The organism is Urbifossiella limnaea, from assembly GCF_007747215.1.
GTDB lineage: Bacteria > Planctomycetota > Planctomycetia > Gemmatales > Gemmataceae > Urbifossiella > Urbifossiella limnaea.
In genome coordinates this window covers 4,069,810-4,083,762 of sequence record NZ_CP036273.1, presented here as the reverse complement: position 1 = coordinate 4,083,762, position 13,953 = coordinate 4,069,810, and the positions used below count along the sequence as shown (strand labels likewise).

Below are 13,953 nucleotides of genomic sequence, written 5' to 3'. Positions count from 1 at the left end.
AGTTAGCCGCGGTCGTCGATCTGGGCCAGGGACTGGAACTTCCGCCCCTCGACGTAAGCGAGGAACGCCCCGCCGCCGGTGGACACGTGCGTCATCTTGCTGTCGTAGCCGAACTGCTCCACCGCCTCCGCCGTCTCGCCACCGCCGACCACGGTGACGGCGCCGCTGTCGGCCATCGCCGCCGCGACGCCCTTGGTGCCGGCGCTGAACGCGGGTTGCTCGAACCACCCGACCGGGCCGTTCCAGATCACCGTCGCGGCCTGGTTGATCTTGCCGGCGAACAGGGCGAGGGTCTTCGGCCCGATGTCCACACCCTCGTAATCCGCCGGGATGGCTCCGCCGACCTCGACGACCTGCGTGACGCCCAGGTCGCTCGATTTCGCAGCGAGGCAGTCCACGGGCAGCGTGATCTTCCCGCCGACGTGGCCGAGCAGCGGCGTCGCGGCCGCCAGTTCCTCTTCGGCGACGCGGGTGGCGCCCACGTCGAAGCCCTTCAGCTTGAGGAAGGTGTAGGCCATCTTCCCGCCGATGAGGAGCGAATCGACCTTCGAGAGGAGGGCGTTGATGAACGCGATCTTGTCGGACACTTTCGCCCCGCCCATGACGGCCAGCACCGGCGTCTTCGGGGCCGTCATCAGGCCGTCGACGATGGTCAGTTCCTTCTCGACGAGCAACCCCACGGCCCGTGGCTTGCCGGCCGCCTTCATCGCGGCGGGAACCGCGACCATGCTGGCGTCCTTGTCGTTGTGGCAGGTGCCGAAGGCGTCGTTCACGTAGGCGTCGGCGAGGCCCGCGACCGCGGCCGCGAACTCGGCGTCGTTCTGCTGCTCGCGCGGGTCGAACCGCAGGTTCTCAAGCAGCAGTACCTCGCCCGGCTTCAGCGCCGCGGCGGCTGCCGACACCGCCGGACCGACCACGTCGTTCGCCGCCTTCTTGACCGGCCGGCCGAGCAACTCGCCGAAGCGGGCGGCGACCTTGTCCGTCGTCAGGTTGGCGCGCTCCTCGGGCGTGGCCTTCTCGGGCCGGCCGAGGTGGCTCATGGCGATCACGGCGGCGCCGGCGTCGAGTAGCGCCTGCACGGTCGGCAGGGCGCCGCGGATGCGGCGGTCGTTCTTGACCGCGCCGGTCTTCTTGTCCAGCGGGACGTTGAAGTCCACGCGCACCAGCACCCTCTTACCGGCGAGCGGGCCGAGGTCGGACAGCGTCTTCTTGGGCATCCGTTTGTTCCAGAGGAAGCTCACGCGGAGGCGTCGCTCCGCAGCGAAGACCCGAGTCTTGGATTCGCTGCGGCGCGACGCCTCCGCGTGAGATTGCTTGCTCAGCCCTTCTTGATCATGTACTGGAGCAGGTCCACGCAGCGGTTGCTGTAGCCCCACTCGTTGTCGTACCAGCTCACCAGCTTGAAGAACTTGCTGTTCAGCTCGATGCCGCTGCCGGCGTCGAAGATGCTGCTGTGGTTGTCGTGGATGAAGTCGGTGCTCACCACCTCGTCGGCGGTGTACGCGAGAATACCCTTCATGTACGTCTCGCTCGCCTTCTTCATCGCGGCGCAGATGTCCTTGTAGCTCGTCTCCTTCGTCGTCTTCACCGTCAGGTCCACGACGCTGACGGTCGGCGTCGGCACGCGGAACGACATGCCGGTGAGCTTCCCCTTCACCTCGGGGATGGCCAGGCCCACGGCGCGGGCGGCGCCGGTGCCGCTCGGGATGATGTTGATCGCCGCCGACCGGCCGCCCTTCCAGTCCTTCTTGCTCGGGCCGTCCACCGTCTTCTGCGTCGCGGTGTAGCTGTGGACGGTCGTCATCAGCCCCTCCTCGACGCCGAAGCCCTCCTTGAGGAGGACGTGGACGACCGGGGCGAGGCAGTTCGTGGTGCAGCTGGCGTTGCTGATGATGTTGTGCTTCGACGCGTCGTACTTCTCGTGGTTGACGCCCATCACCACGGTGATGTCTTCGTCCTTGGCGGGGGCCGAGATGACGACCTTCTTCGCGCCCGCCGTGATGTGCCCCTTGGCCTTCGCGGCCTCGGTGAACAGGCCGGTGCACTCGATGACGTACTCGACGCCCAGGTCCTTCCAGGGCAGCGCCGTCGGGCCTTCCTTCACGGCCAGGCACTTGATCTCGTGGCCGTTCACGACCAGCACGTCGTCCTCGGCGACCGACGGGCTCGACTTCTTGCTGGCGACCTCGCCGGCAAACTTCCCCTGGGTGGAGTCGTACTTCAGGAGGTAGGCGAGGTTGTCGGCGGGAACCAGGTCGTTGACGGCGACCACGTCCAGCGTCTTGCCGAGGTGCCCCTGCTCGACCAGAGCCCGGAACACCAGCCGGCCGATCCGCCCGAACCCGTTGATCCCGACCTTGACAGCGGCCATCTGCGTGCGTCTCCCGTAGGGTGCCGTTCCGGGGTGAATCTACGGACGGGTGTGGGGAACGCCCACCCGCCGCGACGGGCGGGCCTCACCCGTTGCTAAACGTCCAAGTCCTCGGCCACCGCCTGGTCGGCCTTCTCCATGATGAACCGGTAGCGGTGCTCCGCCTCCTTGCCGAGCAGCTCCCGGAAGGCGTCGTGGGCGTCCAGGTTGGAGTCGATCTCGACCTTCAGCAGCGTCCGCGTCCTGGGGTGGAGCGTCGTCTCGGCGAGCACCCGGAACGGCATCTCGCCGAGGCCCTTGAAGCGCGTGATGTCCGGCTTCGCGTTCGCCTTCAGGCCGGCCAGGATCTCCTCCTTGTGCTCGTCGTCGCGCGCCCAGTGCGTCTCCTTCCCCACGTCGATGCGGTAGAGCGGCGGCTGAGCGATGTAGACGTGCCCCTTGCGGACGAGCTCCGGGGCGTGGCGGAAGAAGAAGTCGAGCATCAGCGTGGTGATGTGGTGCCCGTCCGCGTCGGCGTCCATCAGCAGGATGATCTTGCCGTAGCGGAGGCCGTCGTAGTGGAACTTGTCGCCGGCGCTGGTGCCCACGGCCGTGACCAGGTCGGCGATCTCCTGATTGCCGAGCACCTTCGCCGTCGGCAGGTCCTCGCCGTTGAGAATCTTTCCCCGCAGCGGCAGCACCGCCTGCGTGTTGTTGTTCCGCCCCTGCTTCGCGGAGCCGCCGGCCGAGTCGCCCTCGACGATGAACAGCTCCGTCTCGTCGCGGTCCGTGCTCTTGCAGTCGGCGAGCTTGCCGGGGAGGCTCAACCGCCGGCTGCCCGGCGTCTTCCGCTTCACCTCGATGACGGCGGCCCGGCTCGCCTCGCGGGCCTTCGCCGCCAGGATGATCCGCCCGACGATCGCGTCCGCGGCCGTCTTGTTGTTGTTGAGCCACGCCTCCAGCGCCGGCCGGACGAAGTTGTCGACCGCCCCTTCGACCTCTGGGTTGTTCAGCCGCTGCTTGGTCTGCCCCTCGAACTGCGGCTCCCGGACGAACACCGACAGCACCGCCGTCACGCCCTCGCGGATGTCGTCGGCCGTGACCTTCAGCCCCTTGATCTTAATGTCGTGCGTTTCGACGTACTCGTTCACCGCCTTGCGGAGCGCCGACTTCAGGCCGTTCTCGTGGGTGCCGCCGTTCGGCGTGCGGATGCCGTTGACGTAGCTGCGGTACGTCTCCTCGGTGGACTCGGTCCACTGGAGGGCGACCTCGATCTTGCTGCCGGTCTCGCGCACGGCCGCGAACGCCGCCTCGGTCACGCTCGGCTTGCCGCCGTCGGCCACGAGCTTCTGGAGGAACGACGGCAGGCCGCCCGGGTTGTGCAACTCGTGGACGTGGCCGCCGTGCTCGTCGCGGAAGGTGATGCGGAGGCCGCTGTGGACGAACGACATGTCTTCGAGCCGGGCCTTGAGCGTGTCGGCATCGAACTTCGTCGTCTTGAAGATGGTCGGGTCGGGCTCGAACGTGATGATCGTCCCGTGCCCGCGGAACGGGCCGACCTTCTCGATCTTCCCCTGCGGCACCCCCTTCGCGTACTCCTGGCGGTACTCGAACCCGTCGCGCCGCACCAGGGCGACGAGCTTCCGCGAGAGGGCGTTCACGACCGACGCGCCGACGCCGTGGAGGCCGCCGGAGTGGAGGTAGCCGCTCTCCGTGTCGCCGAACTTGCCCCCGGCGTGGAGCACCGTCAGAACCAACTCCAGGCCGCTCTTGCCGTGCTTCTTGTGAATCTCGACGGGGATGCCGCGGCCGTTGTCGGCCACCGTGACGGCGTCGCCGCTCTTGTGGAGCGTGACGACGATGTGGTCGGCGAAGCCGTTGATGTACTCGTCGACGGCGTTGTCGATGATCTCCCAGGCGAGGTGGTGGAGCCCCTTCGCGTCGACGCCGCCGATGTACATGGCGGGCCGCTTGCGGACGGGCTCCAGCCCTTCCAGAACCTGGATGTCTTCCGTGCGGTACTGGGCGTTCCGCCCGGCGCTCAGGGTGCTCATCGAATCGGTCTCATCAGTCGTTGTTTGCCGTGAACGCCGTGTTCGACTCAGGCGGACGCCCCATCGCCTTCCGCCGCCTTGCGCGGCGCCTTGCCGTCAAGCTCGTCCCAGTTCACCAGCTCGATCGGCGGCGGCAGCACGCGGGCGAACTTCGTCCGCACCCCCGGCTTCTCGCCCTTGCCGCCGCGGTTCTGGACCTTGATCGCCCCCGGCCCGAACTCCTGCTCCTTCCCCGCTTCCGTCTCCAGTTGCAACTTGTCGAACCGGCCGCCGACCAGGACGCCGCCGATGCACGTGTCGCCGCCCTCCACTTTGATGCCGATCACGCCCTTGGCCGCGCCGCTCACCACGTTCACACTGTCGATGCTGAAGTGAATCAGGTGGCCGCCGGCCGACGCCAGCATGACGCCGGTCTCCGCACCGACCAGTTTCGCCATCACCGCCTTGTCGCCGTCGTCGAGCTTGACGAAGCGTCTGCCGGCCTTCGTGGACTCGGTGCGGAACAGCGCCACCGGGATGCGCAGGACGTTTCCGGCGCTCGTCGCCACCAGCAAGTATGGGCCGCCGTCGGGCACGTCGGCGGGGGTGAAGCGCGGGTCGGTCGTCACGGCCGCGATCACCTTCGCGCCGTCGGCGAGCTTGAAGTACTTGGTGATCGGCTCGCCGTGGCCGGTGGTCGCGGGCACCTCGTTCACCCGCATCGTGTACGCGGCCCCGTCGTCGGTGAAGAACGCGACGTGGTCCAGCGTGCTCGCCGGGATTACCGCCACGACCTCGTCGCCCTCCTTCACCCGCGTCGACTCGACCGACTGGAGGCGGCCGACGCGCTTCAGCCAGCCGTTGCGCGTCAGCACGACGTTGGCGTTCTCGCGGACGATGTACGCCTCCTCGTCGAACTCCAGGACGTCCTCGTCCTGCGCCATCCGCGTCTTGCGCCGCTCGGGGAACCTGGCCGTCAGCGCCTCGAACTCGTCGCGGATGACGCCCCACAGCTTCTTCTTCGACGCCAGGATGGCCTCGATCTTCGCGGCCTCCTTCCGCTTCTCCGCCAGCTCCTCCAGAATCTTCTGGATTTCCATCTGGGCGATCTTGTAGAGCTGGGCGTCGAGGACGGCCGTGGTCTGCTCGTCGTCCAGCTTGAACGCCGCTTTCAGCTTCTCGGCCGCGTCCGCCTTGCCGCTGCTCTCGCGGATCAGCTTGATGGCCCGGTCCAGGGCGTTGAAGATGACCGCGAAGCCTTCGAGGATGTGGATGCGCCGCCGCAGCACCCGCAGGTGGTACTCGAAGCGCCGCTTCACCGTGGCGAAGCGGAAGTCGAGGAAGTGCTGGAGGATGTCCTTGAGCGACAGGCCGTCCCGCGGCACCATCGTCTTGCCGTCCTCGAGCGGGACGAGGGCCGTCATGTTGTAGGCGAAGTTCTTCTGCAGGTCGGTGTGCTTGTAGAGGTAGGCCATCACCAGGGCCGGGTCGGTGTTCGGCCGCAGCTCCAGCGTGATGCGCAGTCCCTCCTTGTCGTTCGTCTCGTTGGAGAGCCCCAGCAGCTGCGGCAGCTTGCGGTCCTCGATCATGCCGCCGATGGTCTTCTCCAGTTCGCCCTTGTCCACGCCGTAGGGGATGGACGTGACGACGATCTGCGACTTGCCGCGGCCCAGGTCCTCCTCCTTCCACTCGCCCTGCACCTTGATACTGCCGCTGCCGGTCTCGTAAATCTTGCGGAGCGTCGCCCGGTCGGTCACGATCTTCCCGCCGAGCGGGAAGTCCGGCCCCTTGACCTTCTCCATCAGCACGGCGACGGTGGCGTCGGGGTTGTCGATGAGCACGACGCACGCCTTGAGCACCTCGGCAAAGTTGTGCGGCGGGATGTTCGTGGCCATGCCGACGGCGATGCCGGACGTGCCGTTCACCAGCAGGTTCGGGAACTGCGCCGGCAGCACCACCGGCTCGCGGCGGTTGCCGGCGTAGTTGTCGCGGTAGTCGATCGTCTCGAAGTCGAGTTCGCCGAGGAGGTTGCCGGCGACGGCCGAGAGCTTGGCCTCGGTGTACCGGTAGGCCGCGGGCGGGTCGCCGTCCACCGAGCCGAAGTTCCCCTCGCCGTGGACGAGCGGCACCCGCATCACCCATTCCTGGCTGAGGCGGACCATCGCGTCATAAATGGCGCCGTCGCCGTGGGGGTGGTAGCGGCCCATCACGTCGCCGACGATCTGGGCCGACTTGGCTGCCTTTCTGTCGAACGTAAGGTTCGAGTCGTTGTACATCGTGAACAGGATGCGCCGCTGCACCGGCTTGAGGCCGTCGCGCACGTCCGGCAGCGCCCGGCCGGTGACCACCGACATGGCGTAGCGGATGAACCGCGTCCGCACTTCCTGCGCGATCGAGACCGTCTGAACGCCCGCCATCACTCGCCTCGCCGAACTCGGTGCCACCCGCCCATCATAGAAGGCGGGCAAATCACCCACCCAATTTGACTGGTGAACGGATTTATAGTATAAGCCACTAATCGCCCGCGGGCGGAGGTCGGTAGTCGGGGCCGCACCAAACGCGAACAACCCCCGGGAGCCGGGGGTTGCGGGGCGTCGGGATTATCCGGGTCGCCCGTCTACGGGTGCATCGTCATGCCCGTCGCGGCCCGCGGCGCGGGGTACTTCGCGGCCACGGCCCGCAGCTCGGCGTCGTGCCCGGCCGGCACCTCCTCGAAGCCGCGCAGCTTCCACATGAACAGGAACGCCCGGCCGGTCGGTTCGTTCTTCGTGTTCAGCAGCCCGGACTTGATCCTGGCGACCATCTCGGGAGTGAGCGTGTCCTTGCGGTACACGACGGTCGAGAGGGGGAACGGGTCGCTCTGGGCGAGCACGCGGAGCTGGGCGCCGCGGCCGGGGCGGTCGCTCCGGAAGGCGTCCAGCGTCGCCACGTCGATCACGGCCGCCTGCTCCTTGCCGTCGATGACGAGGTCGAGCACGTCGTCCGGTCCATGCTTCGGCGTGTGAGTCGGCACGATCGTCCCGGCCGGCAGCGTCTCGGCGAGCCGCTCCGCGAACAGGTAGCAGTGTGCCTTCGAGCCGAGCGGCAGGGTCACGGCCCCCTTCAGGTTCGCCGGCACCTGGGCCTTGCTGTCGGCGTTCACGACCAGCGCCGCCTGGAAGCGGCGGGCCGGCACGCTCACGGCGAGCGGGATCAGGTCCGGGTGGCGGTCCTTCACCCACGCCCACTCGAACCCGTGGAAGACGCCGACGTGAACCTTCTTTTCCTGGAGGCGGGCGGCCAGCTCCTCGTGGTCGGGCTGGATGTCGAGCTGGCCGTTCAGCCCGGTCTGCCGCTTCAGCAACTCCCGGAACGGCGTGGCGGCGGCCTGCACGAGCGGCGCCGGCACGTCGCGGAACATCCCCTCGAGCACGCCGAGCCGGATCGCCTGCGGCGGCTCGGCCGCGGCGGGCGTGGCGAGGCCGACGGCCACCACGAGCATTGTCAACGCCGTCCACGCGGAAGCCCGTACCACGTCCCACCCCCGGTAGAAGGGAAGCACGAAATTCGAAGTCCGAAATTCGAAGCCCGGAGTTCGAATTTCGGACTTCGAATTTCAGTTTGGTTTTGTCAGCGGCCCGGGAAGTCCGGGCGCACGCCGCCGGCCGTCACCCGCTCCAGGTGGGCGAGCGTCAGCAGGTACTGCCACACCGACTCGACGTAGTCCGACTGCGCCTTCGCCGCGTCGATGTACCCGCGGACCAGCTGCTCGCGCTCGACGTTGGGGTTGTCCACCCGGGCCCGGACGTACTCCATCAGGTCCTTGCCGAAGTCGAACTTCCGCTTCCCGCCGAGGACGTTCTTCGACGCCAGCTCGTACTCGAGGTAGGCGTTCTCGGCCTCCAGCCGGACGAGGTTACGGGCCTTCTCGAACACCGCGTCGGCCCGCTGGCTGTAAGCCATCGCCCGCGCCACGCGGTCGGCCTGGTTGCCGACCAGCTGCGGCGGCATCTCGGGGATGATGGCCCCCGGCTTGTACTGCTGGGCCAGGTCGCGTACCGTCGCGGGCACCTCGCGGGCCTTGATGTCACCGCCGATGGCGAGCGTCGGCACCGACTTCTTGAAGCGGACGGCGCCCTGTGCGTACACCTCCAACCGGAAGGCGTCGGCCCCGGCCGCGGCGAGGGCCAACTCGGGCCTGCGGCACAGGGCCAACTCGACGATCAGCTCCTCGGTCAACGGCACGTTCGCCGACAGGATCGGAAGCTCGCGGTCCTTCACCTTGAAGCGCGGGCCGGTGTCCTGGGCGGCCATCATCTCGCGGAGCGCCCCGTACGCCTTCCGCTCGCCGAGCTGCGCCGTGCGGAGCAGCTTGCGGGCGTCCTCCAGGCCGATCTCCATGGCGTTGAGCTTCGCCTTGGTCATCGTGCCCGGCTGCGGCGAGTTCAGCAGGTCGCGGCCGATCTTCGTCAGCAGCTCGACCTGGGCGACCACGTCCTCGGCGATCAGGCTCCCCTGCCGGGCGTAGACGGCGGTGTAATACAACCGGGTGACGTCGTGGACGATCTCGTTGTGCGTCTTCTGCACGTCGGCGGCGGCGGCCACCGCCCCGCGCTGCGCCTGCTCCTTGCGGACCGGCAAGTCCTTGGCGACGAGCTGGCCGAGCTTTCCGATGTTGTCGAGCGCGTGGACCCCGGCCGACGTTGCTTGCTGGCTGGACCGCGACGCCCGCAGCGTCGGCTGACGCTCGATGGCGATCGCGATGCACTCGCCGAGGGTGTACTCCGGAATCTCGGCGTCACCGTTCTTCGGCGGCTGGGCGGCGGCGAGGCCCGGCACCGGCAGAGGTGCAGGCTGCGGAGCCGGGGCCTGGCCCGGCTGCCGGCCGGAGCTGGACGAGGCGAGGACGAACAGCCCGAACGCCAGCGCCGCCAGGCGGGCGGGACGGCTGCTTCGGGCGGACGGCGACGGCATGGCCGATCCCCTGGCCGAATCCCCCGGACCACACGGTTCTGACCGTGTCGGTGCCAGGCGGTGGCGGTGCGAACGAGTCCGGACTGTGGGTATGTCCGTACCCCTACCAATCGGCCGTGGGCCGGGCGCTCTGGACGAACCGGGTGGTTTGGCTGACCAATCCAGAGGCACTCGGTGTCGAAGAGTCAGGCTGTAACGGCTGGTCCGGGTGTGGGAAGGAACAGACGATGCACCAGGTGAGTCCCGGGGTCGAGCGGGCGGTGGCGGCGGCGGCGGCGTGGGCGGCCCGCCGCGGCTCCCCGGCCGTGCGGTTTTCCGACTACGTACTGGGGCTGCTCGACGAGGAGGAAGGCCGACCCGCCGAACTCCTGACCCGCGCCGGCGGCGACCTGACGACCGTGCGGCAACGGTTCGAGCAACTGACCGGTCCCGTACCCGTGCTGCGGACGCTGTACGACGCGGCCCGCGACTGGTCGCTCCGCCACCGGGCCGACCCGGCCTTCATGACCGACGCGCTCCTGATGGCCGTGCTGACAGCAGACGCCGACTTCGAGCGCGCCGCGGCCGCCGCCGGGCTCGACGCCGCGCAGCTGTTCGGCCGGATGGTCGGCGGCGTGAACGACCCGTTCGACCGCCCCGAGCAGCCGCCCGCGACGTTCACGCCGCCGGACGCGGCCGATGACCTCGCCGCGGCGCGGGTGCTGGACGCGAACTTGAACCGAAGTCGGGAAGCGCTCCGCGTTCTTGACGACCACTGCCGCTTCGTCCTGAACGACCGCACCCTCACGGAACAGGTGAAGGCCGTCCGTCACGCCCTGGCCGCGGCGACCGATCAGCTTCCCCCGGGCCTCCTGCTCGCGGCGCGCGACACGCCCGGCGACGTCGGCACCGCCGTGACCGCCGGCGGCGAGTACGAGCGCGGTTCGCCGGCGCAGGTGGCCGCGGTCAACCTCAAGCGGTTGCAGGAGGCACTCCGCAGCGTCGAGGAGTACGGCAAGCTGGTGAGCCCGGGGTTCGCCCGCGAGGTCGAGTCGCTCCGCTACCGCACCTACACCCTCGAACGGGCCGTGGTCCGCGGCTCCGACGCGCGCCGGCGGCTGGCCGACGCCCGACTCTACGTGTTGCTCACCGGGGCGCAGTGTGCCGCGGCACTGGACTGGACGATCGCCCAGGCCGCGGCCGGCGGTGCGACCGTGTTCCAGCTCCGCGAGAAGGAGCTGCCCGACGCCGAACTGATCGCCCGCGCCCGTCAGGTGCGCCGCTGGACGCGGCAGGCCAACGCCCTGTTCGTCGTCAACGACCGGCCCGACATCGCCCGCCTCGTCGGGGCCGACGGCGTGCACCTGGGGCAGGACGATTTGCCCGTCGCGGACGCCCGCCGGGTCGTCGGCCCCGACGTGTTCGTCGGCGTGAGCACGCACAACATCGCCCAGCTGAGGCAGGCCGTGCTCGACGGGGCCGACTACCTCGGCGTCGGGCCGACGTTCCCGTCCCGAACCAAAGCGTTTGACGAGTTCCCCGGGTTGGCGTTCGTCCGCGCCGCGGCCGGGGAAACGACACTTCCCGCGTTCGCACTCGGCGGCGTGGGCCCGTCGAACGTCGCCGACGTGGTCGCGGCCGGGTTGCGACGGATCGCCGTGAGCGCGGCCGTCTGCCAGGCCGACGACCCCGAAGCGGTCGCCCGGATTCTCCGGGCGGCGCTGGACCTGCCGGGGGCCGCGGGTTCCGATCCGGCCGAAAGCCGACCGCCAGGTTAGTAGCAGGCCGAGGGGGGCCGATGATGCGAGGAGCGGGCTGTGGGTCTGGAGTAACTCCGGCGGACTGGTAAAATGGGCGAGATGTATCGGACCGTGCCGGCTGTAGTCGCCCCGGCCGCGAACCGCATCCTTCCCCCGCCGGCGGCCCCGGCGGCCGACCCGGCGAGCGATCGGAGCGTGGGCATGGAGGGAATCCGCCGCCTGCTCGACACCGCCCGCGACGCGGGGCTCGCGGCGGGCCGATTTCGCGGGCTGCTTCACATCGCCATCGGCCGGACCGTGTCCGACGGGGCGGGGGCGGTCCTGTCGCGCGGGCTGACGTGGCGCGAGGCGGCCGCGGTGCTGAAGGAGCTGCGCTACGACCGAGAACTTGTCCGCGAGTTCGGCGCCGACCCGGACTCGCTCTCGCCGCGCGACCGTGAACGGTTCTGGTACTCCGCCATCGCGCTGGCCCGTGTCGACTCCGCGGAGGCGTCGGCGCAGGCGGACCTCCTGACGCCGCTACTGAGGCCGCACGGGTTCGTGGTGGCTCCGTCGGCGACCGCGCCACGGGTGACGAAGCCGGCCCCGCGGCCGCCCGAGCCGCCGGCGGAGAAGCCGAAGCGGAAGAAGAAGTAGGGTTCCGGGCTTCGCCGCTTGCGGCGTAGCACCGCGGTGCTACGCCGCAAGCGGCGACTTCTCTTCACGACAAATCCAAGAACTCACGCCACTCGTACCCGTCTTCCAGCGCCCCCGCGGGGGCGCACTCCAGGTGAACGATCCGCCGGTGCCGTGCTGTCGCCGCGTCGGCGTGGCCGCTGGCGTGCGTCAGCAACGGCCGCATCAACAGCACGTCGCCGGCCCGGCAGTGCACGACGACCGGCGGCCGCGGCTCGTCGGCGGCGGTGCGGTCGAAGCGGTGCGAACCGGGGACGACTCGCAGCGGGCCGTTCTCGTCGGTCATGTCGTCGAGGTGGACTCGCGCCGTCAGCATCCGCGACAGCAACTCCGTCGGTGCTTCGAGGTGCGGGATGCCGGCCTTCGTGGTCGGCTTCCGGAATCGGCCGAGTGGGCCGTGCGCCCGTACGGCCACGGTGTAGTCTTTGTGCCACGGCAGCGCCCACCCGTGGCCCGGCGGCTTGTCGAAGTACAACCCACGCACGACGCCGGCACCCGCACCCAGCGCCGCGATCAGCGCGTCCCGCAGCGCCGGAGCTCGGGCCAGTTCGGCGGCGCCGGGCCAGAGGCGGAACAGGTCGCGGGCCCCGCTCACGGCCCCGGTCGGGTCGGCCAGGATCGCGGGGTCACCGGCGTGACGTGACAACGCGGTGTCACAGGCGGCGCGGACGTCGGCAACAGCCGCGGCGTCGAACACGGCCGGGAGCAACACGAAGCCGTCCGCGGCGAGTGTGGTCATTCCCCGCGCCACCGGTAGGCCAACAGGTAGACGCCGACGCCGACCCCCATGAAGCCGAGGCCGATCCGCGCCTCGCTCCGTTGCTCGGGGGTCATGAACATGTTCGCCAGCACCGCCGCCATCAGGAGGCAGTAGACGGCCGGCACCACAGGGTATCCCCAGCAGCGGTACGGCCGGTCGGCTGTCGGTAAGCGGTAGCGGAAGACGAAAATCGACGCAACCGCCAGCGTCTCGAACGCGACCGCGCCGAACATGGCGAAGTCGGTCACCACGTCGAACGGCGCCTTGTTCGCCGGCAGGTTGAGGTCGAGGCCGAGGACGACGGGCAGGCGGTACTGCGTCAGCGCGCCGACGCCCAGCACCGTGAGGCACGACCACCCGGCGAGTACGCCGATGGCCAGCGCTGGCGTGCCGAACGACGGGTGGAGCCGCTGCAGCGCCGCCGGCGCAAGCCGGTCTTTGCCCATGGCGAACAGCAGCCGCGGGCCGACGAGCAGGTTGCCGTTCAGCGAGCCGAACACGGAGGTCATCACGATCCCCGACGCCAGCAGGCTACCGACGGGCCCGAGCAGCCGCAGGCAGAACTCGGTCGCGACCGTCGTGTTCCGCAGCTCGCGCATCTCCTCGCGGGGGATGACGAGGTAGTACGCCAGGTTCGCGCCGCAGTACAGCGCCACGAGCAGCAGCACGCCGCCGAGCAGGGCGCGCGGGATGTTCCGCTGCGGGTCGGTCACCTCCTCGGCGACCGGGGCGATGTTCATCCACCCGTGGTACGCCCACAGCACGCCCACGAGCGCCGCACCGTAGAGGCTCCAGTTCACGCCGCCGAACGACCCCGGCCACGGCGGCGAGAGGTACTCCGCCCGCGGCGGGTGGCTCGGCTCGCTGACGAGCGCCAGCACCGCGAACGGCAGCGTGACGATCAGCAGAAGCGAACCCACCTTCACGGTCGTGACGACGACTTGCAGCCGGCCGCCGAGAATCGTGCCGCGGGCGTTCAGAGCCGCGAGCGCGGCAATGACCAGCACGGTGAGCGCCTGCCGCGGCCAGAACGCCAGCACCTCGACCGACTGGCCCGGGTACAGCGCCTGCCGCAGCACGTCGTGGAAGGACTCGGTGAACATCGTCGCCAGGGCGGCGATCGAGCCGGTGCGGATGATCCAGAACTCGACCCAGCCCCACAGGAACCCGGCCATGCGGCCGTAGGCCTCCCGCAGGAACACGTAGTTGCCCCCGGCCCGCGGGAACAGCGTCGCCACCTCGGCGTAGGCGAGCGCCCCCAGCAGCGCGAGGACGCCGCCGAGCACCCACACGCTGAGTGCGAGGCCGGTCTCGGGGACGTTCTCGGCGACGTTGCGGGCCTTCTTGAACACGCCCGAGCCGATGACCGTGCCGACGACGATCGCGGCGGCCATCCACGGCCCGAGGACGCGGGCGAGTTGCGGGGTGTGCATGGGGACCGAT

The 13,953-nt window shown here is 69.5% G+C and carries 10 protein-coding genes; 2 read left to right on the top strand and 8 right to left on the bottom strand.

Annotated features, from left to right (window positions below):
* Nucleotides 1-2: 2 nt before the first annotated feature.
* The 6 genes from ETAA1_RS16705 to ETAA1_RS16680 all read right to left on the bottom strand — a co-directional run bounded on the left by ETAA1_RS16705 (nt 3) and on the right by ETAA1_RS16680 (nt 9,336).
* Nucleotides 3-1,241 (bottom strand): phosphoglycerate kinase, encoded by a 1,239-nt coding sequence (locus ETAA1_RS16705; RefSeq protein ID WP_238389237.1) that lies wholly within the window; start codon nt 1,239-1,241, stop codon nt 3-5.
* Nucleotides 1,242-1,318: 77 nt separating this feature from the next.
* Nucleotides 1,319-2,371 (bottom strand): type I glyceraldehyde-3-phosphate dehydrogenase, encoded by a 1,053-nt coding sequence (gap, locus tag ETAA1_RS16700; protein WP_145240390.1) that lies wholly within the window; start codon nt 2,369-2,371, stop codon nt 1,319-1,321.
* Nucleotides 2,372-2,466: 95 nt separating this feature from the next.
* Nucleotides 2,467-4,404, bottom strand: a complete 1,938-nt coding sequence (locus tag ETAA1_RS16695; RefSeq protein WP_145240388.1) for a DNA gyrase/topoisomerase IV subunit B — start codon at nt 4,402-4,404, stop codon at nt 2,467-2,469.
* Between the two features lie 47 nt (nt 4,405-4,451).
* On the bottom strand, nt 4,452-6,800 hold the full coding sequence (locus tag ETAA1_RS16690) for a DNA gyrase/topoisomerase IV subunit A (RefSeq protein ID WP_238389236.1): 2,349 nt from the start codon (nt 6,798-6,800) through the stop codon (nt 4,452-4,454).
* Between the two features lie 200 nt (nt 6,801-7,000).
* On the bottom strand, nt 7,001-7,897 hold the full coding sequence (locus ETAA1_RS16685; protein WP_145240386.1) for a phosphate/phosphite/phosphonate ABC transporter substrate-binding protein: 897 nt from the start codon (nt 7,895-7,897) through the stop codon (nt 7,001-7,003).
* A gap of 95 nt (nt 7,898-7,992) precedes the next feature.
* The gene (locus tag ETAA1_RS16680) at nt 7,993-9,336 is read right to left on the bottom strand and encodes a TolC family protein (protein ID WP_145240384.1); all 1,344 of its coding nucleotides are present in this window, start codon (nt 9,334-9,336) and stop codon (nt 7,993-7,995) included.
* A gap of 227 nt (nt 9,337-9,563) precedes the next feature.
* Between ETAA1_RS16680 and ETAA1_RS16675 the strand changes: the two genes are divergently transcribed.
* Nucleotides 9,564-11,093, top strand: coding sequence for a thiamine phosphate synthase (locus tag ETAA1_RS16675; RefSeq protein WP_145240382.1), 1,530 nt, complete (start codon nt 9,564-9,566; stop codon nt 11,091-11,093).
* 72 nt (nt 11,094-11,165) lie between these two features.
* Complete coding sequence (locus tag ETAA1_RS16670) at nt 11,166-11,711, top strand: hypothetical protein (RefSeq protein WP_145240380.1); 546 nt, start codon at nt 11,166-11,168, stop codon at nt 11,709-11,711.
* 64 nt (nt 11,712-11,775) lie between these two features.
* On the opposite strand, the gene ETAA1_RS16665 is transcribed toward ETAA1_RS16670, so the two are convergent.
* Nucleotides 11,776-12,489 (bottom strand): phytanoyl-CoA dioxygenase family protein, encoded by a 714-nt coding sequence (locus ETAA1_RS16665; RefSeq protein WP_145240378.1) that lies wholly within the window; start codon nt 12,487-12,489, stop codon nt 11,776-11,778.
* Nucleotides 12,486-13,943: an APC family permease gene (locus tag ETAA1_RS16660; RefSeq protein ID WP_145240376.1), complete on the bottom strand. Its 1,458-nt coding sequence runs from the start codon at nt 13,941-13,943 to the stop codon at nt 12,486-12,488. The genes ETAA1_RS16665 and ETAA1_RS16660 overlap by 4 nt, the downstream gene beginning before the upstream one ends.
* Between the last annotated feature and the right edge of the window lie 10 nt (nt 13,944-13,953).